This window comes from Paenibacillus sp. LS1, from assembly GCF_026013365.1.
Taxonomy (GTDB): domain Bacteria; phylum Bacillota; class Bacilli; order Paenibacillales; family Paenibacillaceae; genus Paenibacillus.
In genome coordinates this window covers 407,530-431,620 of record NZ_JAPDOE010000001.1, presented here as the reverse complement: position 1 = coordinate 431,620, position 24,091 = coordinate 407,530, and the positions used below count along the sequence as shown (strand labels likewise).

General features: G+C 42.3%; 23 protein-coding genes. 6 read left to right on the top strand and 17 right to left on the bottom strand.

All coding sequences use genetic code 11. The annotated features are described in order from the left end of the window. Positions 1-16 precede the first annotated feature (16 nt). On the top strand, positions 17-544 hold the full coding sequence (locus tag OM416_RS01770) for a DinB family protein (RefSeq protein ID WP_264926422.1): 528 nt from the start codon (positions 17-19) through the stop codon (positions 542-544). A 77-nt stretch (positions 545-621) separates the two neighbouring features. Here the strand turns inward: OM416_RS01770 and OM416_RS01765 are convergent, their stop codons facing one another. The 5 genes from OM416_RS01765 to OM416_RS01745 form a co-directional block, all read right to left on the bottom strand. After that, positions 622-1,575 (bottom strand): family 43 glycosylhydrolase, encoded by a 954-nt coding sequence (locus tag OM416_RS01765; protein ID WP_264926420.1) that lies wholly within the window; start codon positions 1,573-1,575, stop codon positions 622-624. Then, positions 1,556-3,271, bottom strand: a complete 1,716-nt coding sequence (locus OM416_RS01760) for a discoidin domain-containing protein (RefSeq protein WP_264926418.1) — start codon at positions 3,269-3,271, stop codon at positions 1,556-1,558. The genes OM416_RS01765 and OM416_RS01760 overlap by 20 nt, the downstream gene beginning before the upstream one ends. A gap of 71 nt (positions 3,272-3,342) precedes the next feature. Next, on the bottom strand, positions 3,343-5,028 hold the full coding sequence (locus OM416_RS01755) for a hypothetical protein (protein WP_264926416.1): 1,686 nt from the start codon (positions 5,026-5,028) through the stop codon (positions 3,343-3,345). Between the two features lie 35 nt (positions 5,029-5,063). Beyond that, positions 5,064-5,933, bottom strand: a complete 870-nt coding sequence (locus OM416_RS01750; protein ID WP_047843039.1) for a carbohydrate ABC transporter permease — start codon at positions 5,931-5,933, stop codon at positions 5,064-5,066. Positions 5,934-5,951: 18 nt separating this feature from the next. Beyond that, positions 5,952-6,746: an ABC transporter permease gene (locus tag OM416_RS01745; protein WP_240768014.1), complete on the bottom strand. Its 795-nt coding sequence runs from the start codon at positions 6,744-6,746 to the stop codon at positions 5,952-5,954. 407 nt (positions 6,747-7,153) lie between these two features. Here OM416_RS01745 and OM416_RS01740 point away from each other — a divergent pair, with 407 nt between their 5' ends. Both OM416_RS01740 and OM416_RS01735 read left to right on the top strand, forming a co-directional pair. Then, positions 7,154-8,863 (top strand): sensor histidine kinase, encoded by a 1,710-nt coding sequence (locus tag OM416_RS01740; protein ID WP_264926411.1) that lies wholly within the window; start codon positions 7,154-7,156, stop codon positions 8,861-8,863. Further along, positions 8,863-10,212, top strand: a complete 1,350-nt coding sequence (locus OM416_RS01735; protein WP_264926409.1) for a response regulator transcription factor — start codon at positions 8,863-8,865, stop codon at positions 10,210-10,212. Before OM416_RS01740 ends, OM416_RS01735 begins: the two co-directional genes overlap by 1 nt. A 200-nt stretch (positions 10,213-10,412) precedes the next feature. Here the strand turns inward: OM416_RS01735 and OM416_RS01730 are convergent, their stop codons facing one another. The 6 genes from OM416_RS01730 to OM416_RS01705 form a co-directional block, all read right to left on the bottom strand. Next, positions 10,413-10,862: a GNAT family N-acetyltransferase gene (locus OM416_RS01730; protein WP_264926407.1), complete on the bottom strand. Its 450-nt coding sequence runs from the start codon at positions 10,860-10,862 to the stop codon at positions 10,413-10,415. Between the two features lie 56 nt (positions 10,863-10,918). Then, positions 10,919-11,347 carry a 3-hydroxyacyl-ACP dehydratase FabZ gene (gene fabZ / locus OM416_RS01725; protein WP_264926406.1) on the bottom strand — a complete coding sequence of 143 codons (429 nt, stop codon included), beginning with the start codon at positions 11,345-11,347 and terminating at the stop codon, positions 10,919-10,921. Between the two features lie 355 nt (positions 11,348-11,702). Beyond that, on the bottom strand, positions 11,703-12,272 hold the full coding sequence (locus OM416_RS01720; protein WP_264926405.1) for a class I SAM-dependent methyltransferase: 570 nt from the start codon (positions 12,270-12,272) through the stop codon (positions 11,703-11,705). A 222-nt stretch (positions 12,273-12,494) separates the two neighbouring features. Then, entirely contained in the window at positions 12,495-13,439 is a 945-nt protein-coding gene (locus tag OM416_RS01715) for an ABC transporter substrate-binding protein (protein ID WP_264926403.1), read from the bottom strand. A 63-nt stretch (positions 13,440-13,502) separates the two neighbouring features. After that, on the bottom strand, positions 13,503-14,807 hold the full coding sequence (locus tag OM416_RS01710) for an NtaA/DmoA family FMN-dependent monooxygenase (RefSeq protein WP_264926401.1): 1,305 nt from the start codon (positions 14,805-14,807) through the stop codon (positions 13,503-13,505). Between the two features lie 288 nt (positions 14,808-15,095). Then, positions 15,096-15,674, bottom strand: a complete 579-nt coding sequence (locus OM416_RS01705; protein WP_264926399.1) for a sugar O-acetyltransferase — start codon at positions 15,672-15,674, stop codon at positions 15,096-15,098. On the opposite strand from OM416_RS01705, the gene OM416_RS01700 reads away from it, so the two are divergent. Together OM416_RS01700 and OM416_RS01695 are read left to right on the top strand one after the other, a co-directional pair. Further along, positions 15,633-15,863: a MerR family transcriptional regulator gene (locus OM416_RS01700; protein WP_319951900.1), complete on the top strand. Its 231-nt coding sequence runs from the start codon at positions 15,633-15,635 to the stop codon at positions 15,861-15,863. The two genes, OM416_RS01705 and OM416_RS01700, sit on opposite strands and share 42 nt — an antisense overlap. Beyond that, positions 15,830-16,009: a hypothetical protein gene (locus OM416_RS01695; RefSeq protein WP_264926397.1), complete on the top strand. Its 180-nt coding sequence runs from the start codon at positions 15,830-15,832 to the stop codon at positions 16,007-16,009. The genes OM416_RS01700 and OM416_RS01695 overlap by 34 nt, the downstream gene beginning before the upstream one ends. A gap of 142 nt (positions 16,010-16,151) precedes the next feature. Here OM416_RS01695 and OM416_RS01690 read toward each other — a convergent pair whose 3' ends face one another. The 4 genes from OM416_RS01690 to OM416_RS01675 form a co-directional block, all read right to left on the bottom strand. Continuing rightward, on the bottom strand, positions 16,152-16,583 hold the full coding sequence (locus OM416_RS01690) for a hypothetical protein (protein ID WP_264926395.1): 432 nt from the start codon (positions 16,581-16,583) through the stop codon (positions 16,152-16,154). Between the two features lie 772 nt (positions 16,584-17,355). Next, on the bottom strand, positions 17,356-18,594 hold the full coding sequence (locus tag OM416_RS01685) for a DUF418 domain-containing protein (protein WP_264926393.1): 1,239 nt from the start codon (positions 18,592-18,594) through the stop codon (positions 17,356-17,358). Positions 18,595-18,757: 163 nt separating this feature from the next. Then, positions 18,758-19,498: a type I methionyl aminopeptidase gene (map, locus tag OM416_RS01680; protein ID WP_062836044.1), complete on the bottom strand. Its 741-nt coding sequence runs from the start codon at positions 19,496-19,498 to the stop codon at positions 18,758-18,760. Between the two features lie 143 nt (positions 19,499-19,641). Further along, positions 19,642-20,949, bottom strand: a complete 1,308-nt coding sequence (locus OM416_RS01675; RefSeq protein WP_264926390.1) for a helix-turn-helix domain-containing protein — start codon at positions 20,947-20,949, stop codon at positions 19,642-19,644. A gap of 182 nt (positions 20,950-21,131) precedes the next feature. Here OM416_RS01675 and OM416_RS01670 point away from each other — a divergent pair, with 182 nt between their 5' ends. Beyond that, on the top strand, positions 21,132-21,761 hold the full coding sequence (locus OM416_RS01670; RefSeq protein WP_264926388.1) for a GNAT family N-acetyltransferase: 630 nt from the start codon (positions 21,132-21,134) through the stop codon (positions 21,759-21,761). 38 nt (positions 21,762-21,799) lie between these two features. Here OM416_RS01670 and OM416_RS01665 read toward each other — a convergent pair whose 3' ends face one another. Then, entirely contained in the window at positions 21,800-22,981 is a 1,182-nt protein-coding gene (locus OM416_RS01665; protein WP_264926386.1) for a Ger(x)C family spore germination protein, read from the bottom strand. Further along, a complete protein-coding gene (locus OM416_RS01660) occupies positions 22,978-24,075 on the bottom strand; it encodes a GerAB/ArcD/ProY family transporter (protein ID WP_169479335.1) in 1,098 nt (365 codons plus the stop codon). Before OM416_RS01660 ends, OM416_RS01665 begins: the two co-directional genes overlap by 4 nt. Positions 24,076-24,091: the final 16 nt, after the last annotated feature.

Below are 24,091 nucleotides of genomic sequence, written 5' to 3'. Positions count from 1 at the left end.
CAAAGGAGGCATTACCATGGTTGAAAGACCAACTACAGATGAATATGCAGCTTTTTATGAAGGCTATATCCGGCTTGTTCCTGAAGGGAACATCATTGAAATGTTGGAGCAACAGGCCAACATCGTACAAAATCTGCTTTCTTCATTGGCAGAGGATCAAGCAAATTATCGTTACGCCGAAGGAAAATGGAGCGTGAAAGAGGTCATCGGCCACCTTTTGGATAACGAACGAATCATGAGCAGCCGATTGCTTCGTATCGCCAGAGGCGACCAAGCGAATCATCCCGGCTACGATCAGGACGTGTTTATGCAGACCCACCCGTTCAATGCATATACCCTGGCCGATTTGAGTGAAGAATATGCCGTCACACGTCGCTCAACCCTCCTTATGCTTCGTCACCTCACGCCGGAAGCTTGGCTCTGTAGAGGGATCGTCAGTGATAATCCTGCTTCAGCTCGATCAATCGCCGTTATTATGGTTGGACATGAGCTCCACCATTTATCCGTACTTCGTGATGGCTATTCGCTGGATTTGAAATTATAAAATTCATTCAAAAGACTTTGAACCTACATTCTCAGTAGGATCAAAGTCTTTTCTCATCAGTCGTTTTATCGTTCAAATTATCGTTCAAAATGAATTAAATGTGTATCCTCTCCCAAAGATAACGTGAAATAATCATTTAGAATCGGAATGTCCCCATTGAATTCAATGGGCAGTACCACATAGCTGGACTGAAAGTAATCCGATCTGTTCCACCGATCCGCAAAGTACAGGTACTCCTCCTCTGATCGCTTCAACACAAACGCTGGTTGCGTTAGATACGTCGTTTCATCGCCAAAATCGCTGAGCATCCCCCATGGACCATCCATCGTATTAGCCATCGCGTATTTCCCTTGATTGGGAGCCCAACCCGTGCAAAATGAGGTCACCATATAATACTTCCCGTTCCGCTTGAAGACGGCTGGGGCTTCTCGATACTCCCCCTGCCATAGCTTTCCGACAAGGCTTTTGACATTAAGGTAATCCTCCTGTAGACGATAGATGTGAAGGTCCGCATTGTCTCTGGCAGCCGAAATAAAATAAGCCGTTCCATCATCATCCTGAAAGAGTGTGCAGTCACGCGACATATAACCATATGGATTAAAGCTGCCATGGTAAATGAAATGGCTATCCGGAGAATCAGATGTGGCAATGGCGCATGCGGCATCGTTGTAATTATTACCATTCTCATAGTGAACCCAGAGGACGAACTTCTTTGTCACCGTGTTGAACAGTACTTTAGGCCGTTCAAGATTCACCTTTCCACCTTTATCGTTCACTAATGCCAGATTCGTCCGGACTCGAATGGGTGCAGCTGGTGTAGAGGTGGTCAAGATATGGTTTCGAAACTCCCAGTTGAATAGATCTTTGGAACGGTAACAACTCACATATATATCGTCCCTCCGATCTTCGCCATACCAGTAATAATAGTCGTCATGGAATAACATATGTCCACCATGGGCATGGATCGGCTGACCACTTGAATCATTCCAGATGCCACCATTGGTTAATTGATTATTCTGTGCTTGTTCCAAATATTTTTACCTCCCATAATCTTGGTGTGTACCAGTTGTTAGGGTTGTTGTGAAGTGCCGCATTTTGCATATTAATTCGTACATACCTGGCAGTAGTGCTCGATAGCGTATCTGAGGTGAAACCGTAAGATGTATTGTTGGTTCTATCCAATGCCACGGTCCAGTTTACATTATCCGTACTGGTCTCTATTTTATATTTGTAAAAACCTTCGGAGCCTTTTTGCATCCACCAAGAGATTTGCACATTATTTAATTGCTGAACGGAGCCGAGGTCGACCTTCCACCAATGTGGCCAGGAACTGCCTGTGCCGACCCATTCGGTTTGATAGTTACCATCATTCGCATAACTTGCCGGATTCGTTCCGGTAGCCGTTTGCGCTGTTGCCGGTTTACCTTGTGACAGTAGTTTTCCATTTTGAACGGGAACGACAACATCATCGCTTGTGTTATATAGGACTTGATCAAAATAATCATAAAATGCATAACCATCAGAGAACCAAACGGGAAGCAGTCGTTCCTCCGTTGTTCCATTTTGCGTGCCTGCCCAACCGAACAGCCAGCGATACGCAACCATAACGACGTTGTTGCCCGTATCTGGCTTCACCCGCATGACGGAGCCCGACTGAGCGGAGAAGGTTGACGTGTTGCCAATCGTCCGTAATTCAGACCAATCTCCGTCTATGCTATTTGCTGAAGAATACAAAGGTATACTCGGATACCACCCTGCCGCTTGGGAAGAGAACAAATAATAAATGCCATCTTTTTTGATCATCTTAGGCAATTCTCTATGTTGACCTTGATAAATAACAGAAACTTGATGATCCACATCCAACCAATCGGAGGTTAACTTATACAAAATCGTGTCCGAATTATTATTGGCCGTAGAGATTAGATACGCCGAATTATCATCATCTTTGAAAATGGAGATATCCCGGGATTGGTTCCCTTCCGGCCGAAAGCTTTTGTGAAATGTAAAGTCTTCTCCAGGCGTGGCCGAAGCCACCGATACTCTGGCAAGTGTGTAGTCTGTACTGTTTTCATAGTGAGCCCAAAAAACAAACTTGTTCGTTGGCGCATGGTAGAGGATATTGATCCCCTCAAATTTAGAATTCGCCAGATCGGGATGATCCGTGTAGGACAGGACCACTTTGTCGTTACCATAGGTGATGTCATCTGTTGACGTCTGTTGAATCATTTCACCAAAACCGCCTGATGACTTTTGCACAAAATTGAATCTGTAGTAGGTGTCTCCAACTTTAAGTTCATTCGGGAGCATAAGCGTTGATTGCGTTGTGTTATCAAAAGTTGTGAGGTTCTCTGGAAGGCTGTAGGGGGTATATTCTGGCGAAACAGCGGAGGTTAACAAGGAAGTTCCGCCATATGCTTTCACTTGATACTTGTAGTTACTACCTATGTTGAGGTCATAATCATCCGTCGTTGTACCGGTTAGGGTCTGTAATAAATGATAGGGCTCATTGTTTTCGGATCTATACAACTCGTATGCAGTCGCTCCCTGCACAGGTGCCCAATGGATTTTGGCATTGGATACTTCGGATTCATTCTTCAGCACAAACAGTGTTGCAGCAATATGGGTCTCTTCACCAGCAGCGTGAACGGTTTGAGCTGAGGACGTTAAATGAACTGTTAACAACATCAATGCAATGACGATAGCCATCCACGATTTACCTTTGATCATGTCTCATCATCTCCTTTTTTAGAAGACCAACCTTCCTGTTGCCGGAAGGTTGATCCAGGTGAAACTTGACTTTATTTCAAATTCATCAGTGTCATAACATCGGTCTCACTGGCTTGGTTGTACCAATCGTTAACTTCTTGGATAACGGTGTCTCCACCTTTTTCGTGCCACTGTTGGACAAAGGTATCAAATGCTTCAAGTGGCTCATTGCCATATATGATTTTGGTGAATGTCTCTTGTTCCATGGTGGTCAACTGTTCCCACACATTTTGCATCGTTGGCGTTGGTGGACCGTTGAACTCATTTGGCAGTAAAACATCCCTGTTTTCATACGAAATTCGATATCCATCTTGGGTCGTTTGATCCTTTGAAGCGCTCTGAATGAGGACGCCTGTATCGGCTTCGACACCGTTCGCCAGATCGAAGTAAGATTGGCCGGGACCGTCCACGCTCGGTGTGTTTTTGGTAAATGCCATTTTCCCAACGCCTTGCACAGCCTCTAATGGTGTATTGAATTTCGTTGGATCGAAAGTGACTTCATCGTTGACGATATCGTAATCATATCCCTGAGCGTAGCCGAATTTGAAATCTCCCGTGCTGAACGCCGCATCGTACATTTTATCGTAGTACAGGAAGAAGGCTTCCATGTTCTGAAAGTCCTTGTTAAACATGAACACCCCATCGTTCAATTGGGCGGACTGATAGGTCTTATCTCCGTTCACGCCTTGAATAGTCGGATAAGCACTAATTTTCGCACCCTCAACATTTTTCTCTACGTCTTTCACACTGTCGTATAGCCAAGGACGACCAATGATAATGCCTGCTTTCCCCTCCGTAAAATCGGACAGTGCGTCCCAGGCCCCCTGGGTGGCCAATTCTTTGTTCAAGTAGCCTTCCGCATACCAATCGCGTAACTTGGCCAGTGCCTCTTTTTTGCCATCAGCCACAGATCCATAAGTAAGTTTGCCGTTCTCGTTATACCATTGCCTTGGAAGGTGCTTGCCCGTGTATGCGCTGAATATCATGACCGGATCGCTGACCCAGCCCGTATTGTAGGAATCTTTCCCCGAAAATGTAAAGCCATATGTGTCTTTCTTGCCGTTCCCATCCGGGTCCTCATTGGTGAACGCCGCGATGACTTGCTCAAACTCTTCAATCGTTGTTGGCGCTTTCAAATTTAATTTGTCCAACCAGTCCTGGCGAATCAGCATGACTTCGCCTTCCGTCAGATTCGGCGCGATCGCCATCCCGTAGACCTTACCCTCCCTAACCACTGGATTGAAGGTGGTCGGGTATTGTTTGTATATTTCTTTTATCCGGTCAGGCATGTAGGTTGAGATGTCTTCCGTAATCTCCTTGACCTGCCCCGACTCGATCAGATCATTGACCAGCATGGTATCATAAACGGGCAGAACGTCGGGCAGCTTCTCTGAACCTGTCAGGGCCAGCCGCAGCTTGGTATTATATTGTGAAGCATCACCTCCCAGCAGGGTGGTTTGAATTTTGATACCCAGGTTTTCTTCGCCCCAACGGGTCAACACATTGTCATTCAACGTTTCACCATTGATGTATTTTCCAGCATTCTCATCCTGTTGTTTGGCGATGGTGATCGTAAATGGAGGATCATATTTTCCGTCCTTAAGCACCGATACCGGTGCGGTTTCGGATGCGCTCTCCCCTTTGCTACAGCCAGCCACAAGAGCAGCCGACAGCATAACCATACTTACCATTTTCCATAACTCGTTTCTTTTCTTCATGGAAACATGCCCCCTTCACTCACTCAATTTGTTTTCTATTCTTTTACAGCTCCTAGTACAATTCCCTTCACGAAATATCGTTGTAAAAATGGATAGACCAAAATGATGGGTAGCGTGCTGACAAAAATTTGAGCTGCCTTGATACTTTGTTCCGACATGGCTGCGACTTCGGATTGGCTCATCGCCATATTCTGCATGTTGCTCTGTACCACAACAGTCTGTAGGAACGAAGCCAGCGGATACTTGCTCGCATCGGACATGTACAAAATTCCGTCAAACCAGGAGTTCCAGTGCCCCACCATAATGAACAAGGATACGGTTGCGATGCCAGGCAGAGATAATGGTAAATATATTTTGCTGAGGATTACGAAAAAGGACGCTCCGTCAATGAAAGCTGCTTCTTCCAAGGCTTTGGGAATCGTTTTGAAGAAATTGACGAGAAGAATCAAATTATAAGCACCGAAAGCTCCTGGCAGCACAAGTGCCCAAATTGTATCCTTTAATCCAAGGGCAGTGATCAATATGTAAGAAGGTATCAATCCCCCCGAGAAAAGCATGGTAAAGATAAAAAACCACATGAGCACGTTGCGTCCCCGGAATTCTTTGGATAGGGCATATCCTGCACAGGTAAGGATAAACATGCTGATGGTCGTACCCAAAACGGTCCGAGTGATGGATGTCAGCATGGCACCGTTGAAGTTGGAATTATTGAACGTTTTGATATAGGCGTCCACGTTGAACCCGACCGGCCAAAATGAAACCATATTACCGCTAATGGCCGCTTTGCTGCTGAGCGATTGCGCGAGCAGATGAAGCAGTGGAAGAAAACACGCCAGACCCGCCAGTATCATGAATGCGTAATTAAAATAGGAGAATACTCTATAGCCTGTCGTCTTATGGTACATGATCCCTCTCCCTCCTTGTTAGAATATTTTGTAATTGGCATATTTATAGGCCAGCCTGTAGGAGACAACGATCAAGATCAAGCTGATTCCCGATTTAAACAGTCCTACTGCTGTCCCGAACCCGTATTGCCCGTTTAACAAGGATGAACGGTAAACATAGGTATCAATGATATCTCCTGTACTGTAGACAAGCGGATTGTACAGATTGAAGACCTGATCAAAGCCCGCATCCAGAATATTGCCCAGACTCAGTGTAGAAATGACGATAATCATAGGCAACATGCTAGGCAAGGTGACGTATCGAATTTGCTGCCGGCGTGTGGCGCCATCGATCTCGGCCGCTTCGTAATAAGAAGGATTGATCCCTGCAATAGTCGCCAGATAAACAATCATGCCGAAACCAAAGCTCTTCCACACGTCGCTGATCACAACCGTGAATCGAAACAGATCAGGATCACCCAGGAAGTAAATGGGATCGTTCCCGAAAATCCGGGTCAAGATGTGATTGATTCCTCCGTCTAATCCGAGAATGTCGATCATCAACCCCGCGACGGTAACCCAGGACAAGAAATGCGGCAGATACACCAGTGTCTGAACACTTTTCTTAATGCCCATATTTCGGATCTCGCTCAGCAGAATAGCCATGACGATCGGAACGATAATACCGACGATAATTTTGGAAACGGCGATAATCAGCGTATTAATGATCGCTTGTGTAGCTTCTTTGTACTGGAAAATCCGTTCGAAATTATCTAACCCGATCCACCGTGAACCTGTGATGCCCAGCCATGGTTTGTAGTCCTGAAATGCCATGAGCAAACCTACCATCGGGCCGTAAGAAAAGATGCAGACAAATACAAAAGCGGGAATACACAGTACATACAAAGGCCAGCTTTTCTTGAGTTCCTTTTTGAATGAAGTTCGCTGGGGAAGCTTTGTTTTTGTTTTTTTTGCGGATCTGGCGGGCACGATCTCGTTAATGTTGCATACCTCCTCTATGATGGCTCTTCGAAAGCGATCCTTGAAGATAAGCTTAACAAAAGCGCTTTCACTCCAAAATGCCAAAATTTCAAGATTATCACCCCACGCTGAAGCATTTTAAAAACGCTTTCATTTATCGCGGATGCTGCCCTTCCGCTTTTCGAAGGTTTGGCTTATATTAAAGTTAATCCGATATGGATTTTAAACTTCTACGTTTGGCGATATGAAAGGAAACGCATATGATCAGAAAAATGTATATGAAGCGATTCATCTATTTCTTTGTTTTTTTTCTGCTGCTGACGTTGAGTTTGTTTTTCGTGATGAACCGATTGAGCTCCAAAACACTTGAAGAAAATCTGATCAGCGCTTCCAAAAACCAGCTTGATTATGTGAAAGGCATTCTAGACGGAATTATATACGAGGCTAATATGTACGGGGTTCAGTATGCAGCTGACAGTGATGTGCGGTTCTACCAGAGGCATGTTATCGAGCTGAGCAATTACGATTCCCAAATGAAAAAAAACGATATCGTGGATCGCTTGCGGCAAACGCTCCTTTCCAGTCGATCCATTGAATCGATCGGCATTTACTGGAAGACTGAAGAAGCGTTTCTCTCCGCGAACAATACCCAGGAGGCAAGACTTCCGTTCAAGGATGTTCATGAGCGGGGATGGCAAATCGTCGGTAACAGCTTGTATTACTTTGCCCTCTACCCTTACATCCAGAAATCAGGACAAAATGAACCGACTCAGTACGTGGTTGGTGTAAAGCTGAATACCGATTATTTAAAAAGCCTGCTAAAAAAGGCTGTGAATAACGACAGTTCGAACGCTTTTTTTCTTTTTGACCCCCAGCAGTTATGGAGTGAGAAAGAAATTGACACCGATCTGTTGAAAGCGGTTACTGAAATGCTTACGCCCCAGCCAGAAGTCACTTTAAAATATGATTATCATACCAATTCGGATGACTACTATGTTCTTTCGCGATATATTGAATCGATCGACGGTTACCTGATTACATATACACAGACGAACGATTTTCTGCAACCGCTTGACCGCAATCGCAAAGTTTTCTTTGCCAGCATTTTAGCCGTGTTCACGCTTGGTCTGGTTGTGATCTTTACGTTTTATCGGAACTACTACCGTAATCTCCGTTTGTTGGAGAGAAAGTTTTCACAGGTCGAGCAAGGTAATCACAACACGCGGATCACCGAAAATACGGGCAAAGAGTTTTACAGCCTATTCAGAAGTTTTAACCATATGGTTACCGAAATCCAGGATCTGTTCGTATCCTTGAAGACTGAAACGGAACTGAGACGAGGTGCGGAACTTCAACAACTTCAAGCTCAGATTAACCCTCATTTTTTATACAACAGTTTGTTTTTCATCATGTCGGTGGCTCAGTTTTCACCTGATTCTGTCATGCGCATGAGCAAGCATCTAGCTGAATATTATCGTTATTTAACCAAGTTGGACCGACATGAAGTCACGCTGGAAAGCGAGCTCCAGTTTGCGGAACATTTCCTGATTATTATGGCTCTCAGCAAAAAAATGGAGTACAGCATTAATCTGCCGCCAGAACTGGCCTCCCTTCCCCTCATGCCGCTGATCATCCAGCCCGTGGTTGAAAATGCAATTCAACATGGAATTGAAGGACAACAAGGGGCCCATCGGGTGACGATTGATGTCAAACAGACGAAAGCTGCGATAACGATCAAGGTATCCGATGACGGTAAAGGTCTGTCGCTGGATGATATCCGCAGCCTGGAGGCTCGGCTTGAGAGCGATACCCCGCCTGAAGGAATTAAAGGCGTAGGGCTCTGGAATGTAAATCGGCGTCTGAAAAATACGTACGGCGAACGTAGCGGGCTACATTTTGCTACGAATGATTGGGACGGCTTGTCCGTCTTGCTGCTCATCAGCATACCCGAGGTGAAAGGAGATAACTAATGCGATTATTAATTGTGGATGACGGACATTATGTCGTTGAGTATATGAAGCACTTGCTCGATTGGAAAAACTTCGGCATTCATCAGATCGAGACGATGACCAATTCGATTGAAGCCCGTGACATGTTGACTCAAAACCATATCGATATTCTGATCACTGACATACGAATGCCCGAGGTGTCGGGTATTGATCTGCTTCAACATATCCACCAACATAGTTTGCCAACCAAAGTCATCATCCTTTCCGGCTACTCCGAGTTCGAGTATGCACAGCAAGGAATCCGTTTAGGTGCGCTTGACTATCTGCTCAAACCTGTAGACAAAGATGATGTGGAGAAAGCCATGTCTAAAGCCATCAAGAATATTACAAAGACACGACCCGCTCAACCTATGGCATGGGAGAACTTCGATGGATTGGGGTACCTGCTTTCGCTGCTTGGTCAAAACGAGACATTGAGAAGGCAATATGATGCTTATACTGAATTCTTAGGGGAACAACGTTTCTGCTGCTTCAAGCTGGAGGGGTTCACACCAGAACATGAGAACGTTATAAAACGTACAGTCGGAGACCAATTGGATCGTCTCATTTGGACTGCGGGTACCCGACTGTTCGCTCTTGTTCCGGAAGAAGCTGCTGAGGAACTGACTATCGAACTGGAGCAATCGGTCGTGTCCCCTCCCTTTTCATTGACCGAACGTAACGTGACCCGGCAGATGTTCTACAGGTTTTTCCTTAATGAGGACGTACGCTCAGAAGACTTCATTGGCATATTCAACCATTCTCCATCATGCAGTGATTGGGAATCTGCCGGAAATATCATTAAAAAATATGATCAACTCCGTCTCCGAAAGCAAAAAATAATCTTTCTCCTAGAGACGATGTTATATGTATATCTGGCGGACACGGATCGGGATGACTCTGAAACCGTGGATTGGATATTCAACCAGTTAGGTCAACCTGATGAACTAAGGTCAACCCTCATGCATCGGGTCAGTCGAATCAGAAACAACAAACAGATGTCCATTCAAACCATCGTCGACAAAGTGCAAACGTATATCGAAGATCATCTGTCACATGGCCTTAGTCTGGATGAGTTGGGGAAAGTCGCACATCTACATCCCGTTTACTTTTCCAAACTGTTTAAACAAGAGACGGGCGAAAATGTGTCAAATTACATTTCTAAGAAGAGGCTGGAGAAAGCTTCCCAACTGCTTCAAGATTCTGAACTCCGTGTCAACGATATAGCGCAAATGGTCGGTTACAGAAAGAATCAGTATTTTATCCAATTGTTTAAAGTGGAATACGGGGTTACGCCCTACCAGTATCGCAGAAATATGATCCACAAATGACTTCGTTAGAATAAATTTCACATAAATTATATGTCCAATGTAGTACCGAAAAAGCCTAACTTCCTACTCTTGTGTTTAAAGAGTGAGTTGGGTCTTTTTAGTGCAATTAATAAAGAAACTTAATAAATAAACTTTCATGAATGACGCAATGATCTTTGTTTAATTTGTTTAGGAAGCTGTGGAGGTGAATTAATAAGCGTTTAACCTTGGGTTAGGTCGATCAACTTATCGAAGCAGTATGAATCTCTGTCATAGCCGTTATGCTCATAAAAAGCATGGGCATCGGTTCGCTTAACTCCACTACATAAAATAATACTTGATATTCCCCGTTCTTTAGCATAATTTTCAGTGTGCCTTAGTAGTTTTGTACCTATCCCCCTATTTTGAAAATCCCTTTTAACAGCAAGTGCTTGAATATGTAGATAACCAATTGGAACTCCTACGGATAATGCCTGAACAATAGTTACAAAACCGACCACATCATTTTCTATTAATGCGACAAATGTTTTGTATTTCCCGTCCTTATTCATCTCTTCCATAGTCACTCGGAAGTTTGCATCATTAACATTACGAATTCCAAGTACATCGTTCCATAAAAAAACAACTTCAGCATAATCATCTGATATAATTTCTCGTATTTTAAGATCCATACCTAACCCCACCCCCAATATAAAAATTGGAACAATCTTTCCCGTGAACTTAAATCTTAAATTGAACTGAATGCAAACATTATTTCAGCTTCACAAACCAGTTCATTGTTTACTGTGGCGGAACCTCTCCCTTTAACAATCTGCCCCTTGATACGAGTTGTCTGAAATGTAAGAAGGAGTTGGTCTCCAGGTACTACTTGCCGTTTGAATCGACAATTATCAATACCAGTTAATAAACCTATTTCATGATTAATGATCTCTCCTTTAGACATGACGATACCACCGACCTGTGCTAGCGCTTCTATAATCGCGACTCCAGGCATTACCGGATGGTCGGGAAAATGACCAATAAAATAAGGCTCATTGATTGTTACATTTTTAATTCCGACAGATTTCTTGCCCTCATCAATTTCCAAGATTTTATCAACCAAAAGAAATGGATATCTGTGAGGAATTAACTCTTTTATTCTTTCAATATCAAACATGGATTGCCTCCTCTTTAGCTCAAAGTGTCTCAAGCAAATTATGGCCCATATTTAATATTCGTGACCTAGTAACTAGATCCCTTTTCCAAAGGGATCACCTATCGTACTCTAAATGGCGGATTCTTAAGGAATACAGCATGTATCGTTATTCCATCATAAAACCGCCTAAACATTATAAAAATGGACCAACTTAATGAAATAACGTCTCCGTGATTCGTTAGAATTCAAACGTATGTAGTTCCGCAGGAATATGATCAATAAATAAAGCTGTAGATGCAGTTAGACCACATCAGTTACATTGGCATGTAAAGAAGAAGCCACTCATTAGTAATGGAGTGGCTTCTGTAAATTGAACTTATTTATTCTTCTGTGCAATGATGATATAGACGGGTTGGTTAGCAACTTGCGTCGGTGAATGAATCGTGTCAATAACCGAGAAACCTGCCTTAATGATTTCCTCTTTCATTTCATTCGATGAAACTCTTGGTCCAGTAGGTACAGTAGGCACCTCTGACTTCTCTAATTCAATACACAAAAAGATCCCCTTGTCTTTTAATACTCTGTGGATTTCATTCAGTACAATTGAAAGAGGTTGAACCTCGTGTAACGATATGGAAGCAACAGCTTTCTCGAATCTTTCGTTCGCGAGTGGCATTTCTTTAAAATTCGCGGCAGTGGTTTCAATATTGGTTATGCCTTTCTCCTTAGCTTTTACCTCAAGATACTTTAAAATATCTTCATCGTAATCGAATGCAACTACGTTTTTTACATATTTAGCAAAAGCAAAGCTTATATAACCTGTACCAGCTCCAAGATCTAATAGTTCGTCCTCTTTATTAAGCTGTATGAACTCAAATAACTCCTCTGCCGGGAACCTCTCAATATTCTCCAAGTGCTCAATTTTTCTTTGTACTTTTGGATTCATATTCATACTCCTCTTCTAATCGTATTTTGTAAGAACATTTTCGGATCCCTTATTTGGGATTTGAATTAAAGATATAATCTATCTCTAATGACTATAATATATGAAGTAAGATTTGTAAATAACAAATCCATGGAGAAAAAGAAAAGAAAACCCGCAAGCCTTTTGGCTGCGGGTACAAGAAGAAACGTAACGTATTCACATAAATCTGTCCATATTCCCTATCTATTGTTCAGCCAATTTCACAAAATATTCTGAAGCCAAACGGACAGCCAGGATACTTGCGCTATTCAGGGAATTATCAAAGATAACCACATGGTTGTTTTTGACCGCTTCCAGTGAGTTCCATACCTTTGAAGATTGCTTATCCTTGACTGCTGCCTCTGCGACGTCAATACGATGCTGGATAATAATATAATCAGGATTCATGCTGGAAAGCCCCTCTAACGTAAGGGATTCTCCTCCCTCAGGATATCCCTCTGGTGCCAACAACCCAAAACCTGCATTTTGATTGTAGTACATCGTGTTTTTAGATCCTTGCGCATTAAAATTGGATTTTCCGTCTACCCGCAACAAGGCAAAGGTTTTATTCTCAAGTGTACTTAAATGCTCTTTCGTGGTTGCGATCATTTCTTGGGTTTCCTGAATCAATTGTTCCGCAAGCTCCTCTTTACCAACAATCTGAGCACAAAGCTTGGTCGTTTTTTCCCATGTGTCGGTGTAGTCGATTAAGACGACAGGTGCAATCTTGCTCAACTCATCATATATGGTATCCACTGAACCCTTAAAGGTCACGATTACATCAGGGTTAGCCTCCATAATCTTTTCCAGATTCGCTGAGTCACTACCCAAGTCAATAATCTCGGCAGATCCGGCGTAAGGCTGTAATGTAGCAAACTCCTTCATCGCTTCTGCCGCGCTAGTTGATGCAATTGGAGGTGTATCCAAAGCAAAAAAGTAATCTAAGTATAAAGGATGAAGCACCGCTATGCGCTCTGGTCGTTTCTCAAGCACCACTCCATTTTCGCTAGCATCCTGAATGGTTCTTGGCCATGCCTCCCCCTCGCTCTTGCTGGTTTCAGGCGTAACGGTGCTGGAAGTTTGGGAACATCCGGCCAGTACTCCTGTTAGTATCATTAATGTTGCAATCCATCCAATTAGTCTGTTCATATGGCTCCCCATCCGATAAGTTATCAATTATTTTGTACCACTGCTTCATTAATGATTGATCTATTAAATCCCTAGGTGATCTCGTAAAGTAGTTCCCTCGTATTCGCTCCGGAACATTCCTCGTGCAACCAACTTTGGAATCAGCTGTTCGAAGAATATTGTCATCGATTTTTCTGAACCGCCCGGCAACGCTATGAATCCATCAATCGCACCAGCCTCAACCCGCTCGATAATATCATTCATTACAGTCTCGACGGTCCCCACAGATACCCAATGAGCTGATCCAACAACCTCCGGTCGATCCAGGATTTCTTTCACGGTCGGCTGATATTTTGTAATAAAGCGGCGTAGTAATTCTGCATGTGTACGGCTGCGGACAGCTTGATTAGGATCGGGAAGCATTGCAGCAGTTACCCGTTGATCTAATGGACAACCTGTTAAATCAAGACCCATTACCGATTGGAGTGAGGCATGTCTTCGTTCAAGACTTAAGTGTGAATGTGCAGCCTTATGCAATTCAAGCGCTTCTTCGTGCGTATCGCCCAGGAAAAAATACAGACCCGGCAAAACTTTGATGGCATTGGGATCGCGCCCATGTTCTAAAGCTCTTCTTCGCAAATCATTTCGTAATTCCACTCCTGATTCAAGATCAGGCATTGCTGCAAAAATAGCATCCGCGACGGAAGAGGAAAAATTCCGCCCGATATCTGAAGCACCAGCTTGAAACAAAGGAATGCTTCCGGATGAATGAGAAGGTAACGTTAGCGGCCCTTTTACATTGAAAAATTCACCAGAATGATTAATGGCAGTCACTTTATTCTTATCTGAGAACATGCCTGATTTGCGGTCAATGACAATGGCTTCATCCGGGAAACTCTCCCAAAGCTTGCATACCACATCCGTAAACTCCATTGCCTTTGCATATCTCTCTTCCGGTGATGGCATAGGTGAATTGCCGAAATTATCGGCTCCTTCAATAGAAGTGACAATATTCCAGCCTGCACGTCCATTGCTTAGCCAGTGTAAAGACTGAAGCTGTCTGGCAACAACATACGGTGGATTGAACGTGGTAGAGATGGTCGTAACCAGTCCGATCCGGTTCGTTTCACGAGCGATTGCTGCAAAGAACAGTGTAGGATCCGGGCTACCAAAGTTGGAGGAATCGCCTAACATCTGCGGGCTAATATACAGATAATCCGCTCTGAAAAGAAAATCGAGCTTGAACTTCTCCGCTATTTTTGCCCAATGAATATAATAGTCAATGCTTCCTGACTGCTCCACTCCGCTATCCGGGTGCCGCCACCCGTCACCTTTATTCCATGTTGCATTTAAGGATAATCCAATACATAATTGTCGATTTGAATTCATTTCTACCAACCTTTCGTTTCAATAATTTACTCCTAAGAGACCTGAGGTAAAACTTTATGCTTTGATAATTAATAATGATTCTCATTATCAGAAATAAAGTTTAACAAGGATTTAACTCCATTTGAATGCACAAGTGACGAATTGGATATGCATAATTATCTAATCGAAATTAGAACAAGCTCTTGTTCTCGCCACCTTAGATAGGAAATTACATGGATAAAATAAAAAAAAGCCGCTTGAATAGCGACTTGAATGATACTATGTTCTTGTCCCGCGACTGGTGATGACCTACGATTCAAGCTCTTTGATTACTTTGGCAGGTACACCCCCAACAACACAATGATCAGGGACATCTTTGGATACAACAGCGCCGGCAGCAACAATTACATTGTTTCCTATCGTTACGCCTGGTAGAATCACACAGTTTGCTCCGATCCAAACATCATTACCAATCTTAACAGGCTTCGTGATGGACAACTTCTCTCTTCTTCCTTTGGCTGTCATCGGATGACTTACCGTAGAGATCGTAGTGTTAGGGCCGATCATGCAATAATCCCCAATCGTTACTGTATCGACATCAAGAATTGTAACATTGTAATTGGTCAGAAAATCTTCCCCTACATGAATATTTTTACCCACATCGCAATTGAACGGTGGCTGCATATAAACTTTAGTACCACAGGAACCAAATAGTCTTCGGATTACTTCTTGTTGTTCTTGGATATTTACAGTATCAATTTCATTGAATTTTTTACATAGACGAGTTGCATTTTCTTTCAATGAAGCAATCTCTGGATCTAAAAAGCAAAACGCTTCCCCAGCAAGATATTTAAAATCGAAGCTCATACGATACGGTATTATGAACAAGAAGGATTACTGCCGTTCGTTGAACGTGATCAAGGTGGAAGAAGAGTTTTTAACGAAGGGGACTTAAGTTGGTTGGATCTGATTACTTGTTTGCGGATTACGAATATATCTATTGCAGACTTGCGAAAGATCGTTGAGCTTACTCAAGAGGGAGATTGGACTATTCAAGCAAGAAAGAGATTATTTTAGAACACAAAGCTAAATTAATGGAAGAGCAACATAAATTAGACAAAGCTTTTAAAAAAATAGCCCAAAAACTCGATTACTTCGACGATCTTGAAGAAAAGTATGTAGAAAAACAAAGTCAACGTAATGGCAATACAGCATTAGAATAAGTTAAAAAAAAGTTGAAAAAAGAAGGGGCATTTCGATGCTCCTTCTTCTCTTTAGATCAGACATGAATCCCTGCGGGGAATCCTTCTTAGTTGAGGTTATTCCCGTATGCTCCAAGGGAGTATTTTAATATCTTATAAAAAATTACACATGTTCTCCATAAGAAATCGACTGAAACAATGGACCAAATATAGGTACTAGTTTAGTTGTATACCAATTTATATCAGTAACTTTATTATAACTTTCTACATCAAGGACTTTTCGATTGATATCAGGGCTTATCAGTATGGTGCCGTTCTCTTTAATTAAAAAAGTGCCCCCTACATGTGTATCCTTCCAAGTCATAGCCACTCCAAGTAATTCTCCTTGATTATCCTTTATAGCTAGAATTTTTAGTAACTCGTCTATAGGAATATCTTTGTGCTGCCAATCAAAGTCATCCTCATCCCCAACAGGTAGAAAAGTTACTTTTCCTTGATCGTTATATGACCAACCAAATTCTTCTAGTTTGTGAAGAATATCCATTCTTGAGATTTGCTTTGATAAACTGATTTCAATAGATATTGAAACGGACATGCAGAATCCCCCTTATCACTGTGAAAATTCAACCTGATCTCCTGCACATTAATCTATGAAAAATATTTCCCTGAGTGCAAATCTTCTATTTCTTGAGAGAGTCTTTTAGTACGTGGCTTCATATAATTTTGTGTTTTTTTGCGAAATATATCGATACTCACCCGAAATTACTGTTCTTTCCGTTTAAAAAACATCTTGCCAACGATAAGTCCCATACCAGATGAACAGATCAGATATCCAAAGAACAAGAAAAGTAAATAAATACCATGAAGATCTGCAGGAATCTGCTTTAAGCCTTCAAACCAAGCTAAACGAAAAGGATACAGAATTACTACCCAAATGATCAGCAAGAAAAGAAGAAAATTAATTATTTTTAGCACAATAACGATCCTTTCAAGTCCGAGTGGAAACAGTCGGAGATATACGCTACATCGTTTATTTCGTATACCTTAACGCTGCCTGCACTATGATAGTTAGCTTATGTATTCGTGTTGATATGTTGAATCTATAAATAATTACTAATTATATTAGGAAACATTAGGGGGATTTCTTATTTCTTCAGTGAGTATAACAAATAAAGGTAATATAAGCACACAAAATTAATTTTGGTAATTCTCCAAGCTAATACAAACAATCTACTCTTAACTAACGTTGAAGATAAGTGTAGAAATACGTATCTATCTTTAAGTTTAGGAAAGTAATCAATACGATTAAGAAGCCCTTTCTTTATCAGAACGGGCTTCTTTTGACGTTTTACAGTAACGCTTTAATCTCAGTTCACACCAGGCGCGTTTTCATGCAAATTTGTGTTCGATCTTTTCTTCTTTCTGGGCTGACCCTTCCAAGACAGGTATGTCCAAATTCGTAGAACATACTCGACCGGTCCATTGCTGAATTTCTTAAGGTATAATGGGCTGAGCCACAATTGAATGCCGTAGACAGCAAGTGCAATAATCGCTCCGATGAACACGCCAGCACGACCAAACAGTCTCATGCCATATCCATAAAAGATGGTCGTACAGATTACGCTCTGCATCAGGTAATTCGTCAGCGAGAGACGGCCAACCGCCTCGAACCTGCCTATCAGGCTGGAACGACGACTTCCCGTATACAACAGCGCAAAAGCGTAAATGTATCCGAGTGCAAGCAATGTTCCTCCAAGCGTTCCCCCGATTCCGATTCCTGGCGATCCTTCCGCACCCAATTGTGGCGCCAATACACCGTATGCTTTGAGTATCAAACCAACTGGAATCAATAACGATGCCCGGCGAAGATATATACGGCGCATCGCTTGCGGATCGTTAAACGTACCAATTCTTGCAGCATGCATACCGAGTAGGAACATCGGTATCGTCATAAGTGGGGCCAGCACCAAGGCTATGAGGGCGTATGACACCTCTAAATCCCCACCGAATGGATCGCCGTTATTGCTGAAATCCCTGATCTCCGCGTAGGTGCCGCTGCCGTATACATCCTGACTTTGAATGATGTAGTTCTCCATATGCGTGGACTCAATAGCCAGCGGGTTCGTCGGATTGGATGCCGGTAGACCTAGCAACCCCGCTCCGGCGAGTAGTATTAACGCCCAAATGAGCAGTGTTTTGGGCTTCCGATTAAGAAACATCAGCAGGAAGAAACCGAGTACGCCATAGAACGTCAGGATGTCCCCTTCCCACAGATAGATGATGTGCAGCAATCCGATACCAAACAGCAGTAGAAAGCGTCGAGCCAGATGACACTTGGGTCGTAAATCTCGTGATTTTAGGCTTTCCGATAGCTTAATCATGCCAAAGCCGAACATAAATGCAAAAATCGGCATAAAACTGCCCACTACAGTAATAAGCAGGAACGAGAGAAAGGCCTGGTCTGCACCGGCGATCCCGAACAGTTGGGGTTTACTCTGGCCGAACATTCCGTATTGGAAAGCCAGCATATTCGCCAGCACAATGCCGGCCAGACTGAATCCGCGCAGTCCATCTATTAATTGGACGCGCTTTTTTGATGTACTCAATCAATCACCTCTGTATATAACGTAAAGATCAGTCCTTAATATACGTTAAATCCTTCCATAATTTCAACATAAATTAATATGCAAGGGTTTATAATACGATCTGTTATAACGTACCAATAAAACAAGAAAAGCCGCTAAATTAGCGACTTTTAATTGGAACATTTTAAAGGGTAACAATAATTGGACCATTTTTAGAAAGGATTATTGTATGTTCGATTTGAGCTACATAGCTGTTTTTAGTAGCAAAGGTCCAGCCGTCTCCTGTTTGGAATACTTCTTCTTCTGAAGTGGAGACAAATGGCTCGAATGCGATAACCATGCCTTCTTTTAACAATTCATCATCCGATGGATCATTATAGTTATAGATGTGGTCAGGTGCTTCGTGTATCGCACGTCCAACACCGTGTCCTGTTAGGTTTTTGATAACCGTTAATTCATGCTGTCTGGCAGTTTGGAATACGGCTTTTCCGATCCCGCTTTTTTTGGAACCTGGTTTTGCTTTTTTAAGACCTGCTTCAAATGCTTGTTTAACAACATCGCATATTTTCGTTAACACTTCTTCGCCTTCGCCAACGACAAACGAGATTCCCGTATCTGCAAAATAACTATTCTTGGAGCCAGACACATCAATATTGACGATGTCCCCTTCTTGAATAACCCGCTCTCCGGGAATACCATGTGCCACCTCTTCATTAACACTAATACAAGTGAACCCTGGGAAATTATATTCACTTTTTGGAGCAGAGACTGCGCCAGCTTTCTCAAAAAGCTCTCCGGCCAGATCATCAAGTTCTTTAGTCGTTATGCCCGGAATGGTTTTTTGAACCAATTCATCTCGAATTGAAGCCACAATTTTGCCTATTTCCTTCAAACCATTAAAATCTTCTTCTGTTCTTGCGATCATTTTTTCTACCTCACTATCTTTATCATCAATTGATTACATAAGTGTTATCCTTGATTGCACATTAGATAATCATATCCAAAGCAGCAAAGCTTCGCAACTTTTTTATCAACATCATGAGTGTGGTTGTTCTCTTGTTCCTTCTATTATTGAAGTTCAATTCTCCATCCCTTCATATGTTCTGCGCCATAAGTGAGAATATAGTTTTGAAGTAGTCCTTGTATGGTGGTTATCTGTTCTGAAATAGCGTTACTACTCGTTCTAACAAGAAATACAGGAGAAATACCGTTTTCCCTGAATTGGTTGATTAACCATGTCAAAACTTGAATATCCTCACGGTTTGCTGTATCCAAAGTTTCTTCCAATCCAAAAACGTTGTTGGGGCATAAGTTATTTACCTGAAGGATCATTTTAAAATACGCATGTGAATCACCTTTTACCAATTCAGATACCTTAATCAGATATGGAGAAGTTGAATTTTGTTCATGAGGTCCAAATATATCGATGTGAATCCATTTATTTAGTGCGCTGTCTATAGTATCCGGAATTTTAAATAATACATGATGCCTTGCAAGAACGAATGCCGGATCGATGATTTCCCTACAGTGTTCTTTCATCTTCTGTTTCTTTTTATGTTGTTCACGAAATACTTTCGGTCCTTCAGGGAAAATCTTATTAAATCGTTGATAAAAATATCTAGGCGAAGAAAAACCACTCTCTGTTGATATTTCTACCAGGCTCCGATCAGTCGTCAATAATTGTTTGATTGCATGCTCAATACGCAAGTAATGAAGTAAGTTTTGCAGCGTGTCTCCTATTAGTAACTTGAATTGTGATGACAAATAATCCAAATTTAAATATTCCTCAGTATGTTTGGCGATCTCATTCAAAGATGCCTTGTTAATAAAGCCCCTGTTATTGAATAAGTAATCATATATTCTTCCTATTCGTTGCAGCTTGGTCGGGTTCCCTCCAAACATTCTTTTCGCATCAAAATTCATAATGAGCAGGTCCAACAATTGTTCGACTGTATTCTTTAACGTTAAAAATGGCATCTCACGCGTAGCTACAATCGGAGTTATTAACGTGCATATGGCATCAATAATTCCTTCTACTCGTTCTATCCCTAGATTTGCCCCAGGGCTAAATTCATGCGCAAACCAGACATATGATAAATCCGGAAAATAAGCTTTTGCAAATTCAGCATCGATATTTATTTGGAGGACGACATTGTTTTCATCGGTCTGCCATAGACGGTGAACTTGATTGATGTTGAAAATTTCTATTGCATCAGCACCTAATGTTCTTTGCTCATCTGCAATGGCAATATGAATGCTACCTTCCAACACAATTACCACTTCAATGGAATTATGCCATCGGAAGGGTTCATCTTTTACGTTTAGAAACTCTACATTCATGGGAGAACTGGCGGTGAAATAACCCGTACTACTCATCTTGTGAGCTCCTCCTTTCACTCCAATTCAACGAATCCCAAGCAACATTCGAGCAACATACGAAGAAATCTAAGAAATGTACCTACAACCCAAAGAAATGTGAATTGTTCACGTTACTGCATTTTAGGAAAATGATGATAGAACATCAACTAACTCTTAAATGAAGGATTGGGGAGATATCCATGGACCAAATTCAAATCACACAGCAGCTTAATGCACAACAACAAGAACAAGTTGCTCATTTATTTTACGAAGCTTTTCCATTGAAAGTAACACATCTGTGGTTTTATGCAAAAACGAAAAAACAAACAGTACAACTATTATCTCAGTCTATTCAATTTGAACAAGGTATTTACGCATTAAGAAATGGAGAAGTGGTCGGATTTCTCGGTTACAATATAGGAAAAAAAGCGTTCACACCTGCCAATTATGCAGCTTTTCGGAACGTGTACTCCCCATTTGTAGCGACTTGGCGATTTTTATTTTATACGTTTTATTTAAAATTTCATTTGTATCACGAACATGTATTGCACATCGACCCTATTGCCGTATCTGAAAAAGCTCGTGGTCGTGGAATTGGTAAATTGTTATTAAGTACGTTGGAACAAGTTGCGATCAATAAGCAAATTCCTAAAATCAATCTAGAGGTCGTGGATACGAATCCTTCAGCACAAAAATTATATGAGCGGTTCGGTTATATGCTCCAAAAAGAACTGAAATCCGGCCCATTTACTGCCAAAGCAGGTTTCAAAAAAGTGATATTTATGCAAAAATCCTTAGCCAGTACCCATTCATCAATCAAATCAGAATAAAGGAGGCCAAGCAGATCTTGTGTCAATAGGCCTCCAACTTAATCCATACTCATGGTAGAGGCTCCATAATCATCGATATGCAGCTTCACACTGAAGGTCACTGGAATTGTGGTGAATGTGTCATCCCAATTTCCTTTGACCTTTTCCCATACGGCCGGATGCTGAATGCGCAGCGCTTTACCCAGGTCAGCCACCTCAACATGCATTTTTTTTAGCTTGTCCATGGTGTTCTCTACGAGCGTTTTAATCTCACCTTCCACGATTTCGGAATGCTGTTCGAGCGTCCGATTATTCATCTTCTTAACGTCGGATGCAAAGACTTCAGAGAGGCGCCCTTCCGACTTCATGTCAACGTGAAATGAGATATCATCCCCGTGCACGGTTGCCTTGATTTTGCTCTTGACGGATTTGATCTCATATACGAATTGCTGCTGTAACTCAGGTTCTTTGATCTTGTATATGCCCCCTGAAATATCACCTTTTATCCATTGCAAACCTTCCACATAGGATTCATTTAAATAGCCACCGTACTTTTGAGTGTTGCCTTTCATCACCCCCGCACCTTTGATCTTTAAGGCACTTTGTTCCACACTGACATTTGGCAGAAGATAGCTGGATTCCGATTTTAGTGGTCCGATCAGGTTCGCAAGTGTAACGGGTTTGATGAGGCGGGAGATTCGTTTGCGGTTGGCAGACAGCTCTTTGAGCAGGAAAGCAGGAATCTCTCCGGAGGCATTTTCCTTAAGGACGTCACTAGCTGTTCCTGTCGTTGTATATACCTGGAGACTAAGTCGAATATCATTATCTGCTAGATAAAAATCAAGTAACTCATGCATCGGAATCTCTTGCAGTAGCTTGGAACTGATCACAATTGTCTTTAGATGGAAACCGGCAGGTGAACGGTTCGTAAGATACGTCTCCCTTGTCATCTCCATAATGGAGTCCCCGATCTCCTCTTTGTTATAAAACTTTTTCCCTGGAGAGTTGTTGGATTTAGCTCCTGCTTCAGGCAAAATATATTGCACGGTTCGCCGAATCTTCTGTTTTTGAGGGTAATCTACGCGCTCAGAAGCAATTCTTTCTTCAGGTTGTACCTTATCGTAGGCAATACCTGCCTCCAGATACCGCTTTTCAATAGGTGAGCTGCTCCAACATCCGGTCATTAACATACTTGCTACTGCGACCAATATAAACAGAGCAACATTTCGGGAATAGATCATGTCGACTTTGACCTCCAGCGCGAAATGAGTAGCAGGATCAGAGACAAACCGGAGAATAGAATGAGGTTGGCTTTACCAATATATCTCCCCAATTGGAATAGTTCGTTGATATCCCGAGGGACGCGAGATACGATCAGCATGATGGGCAGTAGAATACAGAGACTTCGTGCATAAGAAAGCTTTGTCACATGGGATAATCCCAATGCCGCACAATAAAAAGCGATATTAAATGTCGCGAAAATCTCTAGTACCCAGATTGACAAGAGTAAGGATTCGAACCGTTCCAACGGTAAATTATCTACTTCAACACTGCGTGTGAGATCGAAAAAAGGCCATACACGAGTCATAACCCCCTCCGCAGTGAATGCACCGATGCACAGAATAGTAGCGGTTGTATAGAGCACGATAGCTACGCCAACTCCCCATCCCATAATTCGAACTGCTTTTTCGGGTTTTTCCATTTTGGCTAATATAAATAACATGATTTCGCTCCCGCTAAATGCCAAGGTAGTGGTACTCATGCCATGAAAGACGGGAGACATGCCTTTGGATAAAAAAGGACGCAAGGTGCTAACGTCAAAGTTTTTCACCCCAAGTAATAAAATAAGGAGATAGATTACGATCGTGATCGGAACAATGATCTGGCATACTTTTGCGATCACATCCGTGCCCTCCATGCATAAGTACAAGGAGATCCAGACAAATAGGGCCTGAATGGCCCACCATGGTGTACCTTCAAGTAGGAAAAACGATGTAACTTCCTCCATCGCCCGCATTTCATAACTTCCCAAATGAATGTAATAGACTATCACGACCAAACCAATCATCTTGCCAATCCATGTACCTACAATCTGTTGCACAAATTCATAGAAGTTCATCCCTGGAAATTTTCGGGCTAGCCGTATCATCATCCACGCCAGAACCAACGTTACACATCCTCCGAGAATGACGGACAACCAGGCATCTGCGCTTTTAACAGCATGTACGACTTCTCTGGGTAACGTAAAGAGCTCCACACCAACAATAAAACTAATGATCAGACTTACGCCCTGTAATGTTGTAAGCTTGCCTGAATCATTCAGCCCAGATGCCATTATGGTTCCTCCTTGT

Bases quoted from the DNA above. Each gene is read 5' to 3' on its own strand.
- OM416_RS01745 (WP_240768014.1), bottom strand. From the start codon at position 6,746: ATGGCATTTCAGGACTACAAACCATGGCTGGGCATCACAGGTTCACGG.
- OM416_RS01715 (WP_264926403.1), bottom strand. From the start codon at position 13,439: ATGAACAGACTAATTGGATGGATTGCAACATTAATGATACTAACAGGA.
- OM416_RS01690 (WP_264926395.1), bottom strand. From the start codon at position 16,583: ATGTCCGTTTCAATATCTATTGAAATCAGTTTATCAAAGCAAATCTCA.
- OM416_RS01730 (WP_264926407.1), bottom strand. From the start codon at position 10,862: ATGGATCTTAAAATACGAGAAATTATATCAGATGATTATGCTGAAGTT.
- OM416_RS01740 (WP_264926411.1), top strand. From the start codon at position 7,154: ATGATCAGAAAAATGTATATGAAGCGATTCATCTATTTCTTTGTTTTT.
- OM416_RS01770 (WP_264926422.1), top strand. From the start codon at position 17: ATGGTTGAAAGACCAACTACAGATGAATATGCAGCTTTTTATGAAGGC.
- OM416_RS01720 (WP_264926405.1), bottom strand. From the start codon at position 12,272: ATGAATCCAAAAGTACAAAGAAAAATTGAGCACTTGGAGAATATTGAG.
- OM416_RS01760 (WP_264926418.1), bottom strand. From the start codon at position 3,271: ATGATCAAAGGTAAATCGTGGATGGCTATCGTCATTGCATTGATGTTG.
- OM416_RS01670 (WP_264926388.1), top strand. From the start codon at position 21,132: ATGGACCAAATTCAAATCACACAGCAGCTTAATGCACAACAACAAGAA.
- fabZ (WP_264926406.1), bottom strand. From the start codon at position 11,347: ATGTTTGATATTGAAAGAATAAAAGAGTTAATTCCTCACAGATATCCA.
- OM416_RS01665 (WP_264926386.1), bottom strand. From the start codon at position 22,981: ATGATCTATTCCCGAAATGTTGCTCTGTTTATATTGGTCGCAGTAGCA.
- map (WP_062836044.1), bottom strand. From the start codon at position 19,498: ATGATCGCAAGAACAGAAGAAGATTTTAATGGTTTGAAGGAAATAGGC.
- OM416_RS01735 (WP_264926409.1), top strand. From the start codon at position 8,863: ATGCGATTATTAATTGTGGATGACGGACATTATGTCGTTGAGTATATG.
- OM416_RS01675 (WP_264926390.1), bottom strand. From the start codon at position 20,949: ATGAGTAGTACGGGTTATTTCACCGCCAGTTCTCCCATGAATGTAGAG.
- OM416_RS01755 (WP_264926416.1), bottom strand. From the start codon at position 5,028: ATGAAGAAAAGAAACGAGTTATGGAAAATGGTAAGTATGGTTATGCTG.
- OM416_RS01710 (WP_264926401.1), bottom strand. From the start codon at position 14,807: ATGAATTCAAATCGACAATTATGTATTGGATTATCCTTAAATGCAACA.
- OM416_RS01750 (WP_047843039.1), bottom strand. From the start codon at position 5,933: ATGTACCATAAGACGACAGGCTATAGAGTATTCTCCTATTTTAATTAC.
- OM416_RS01660 (WP_169479335.1), bottom strand. From the start codon at position 24,075: ATGGCATCTGGGCTGAATGATTCAGGCAAGCTTACAACATTACAGGGC.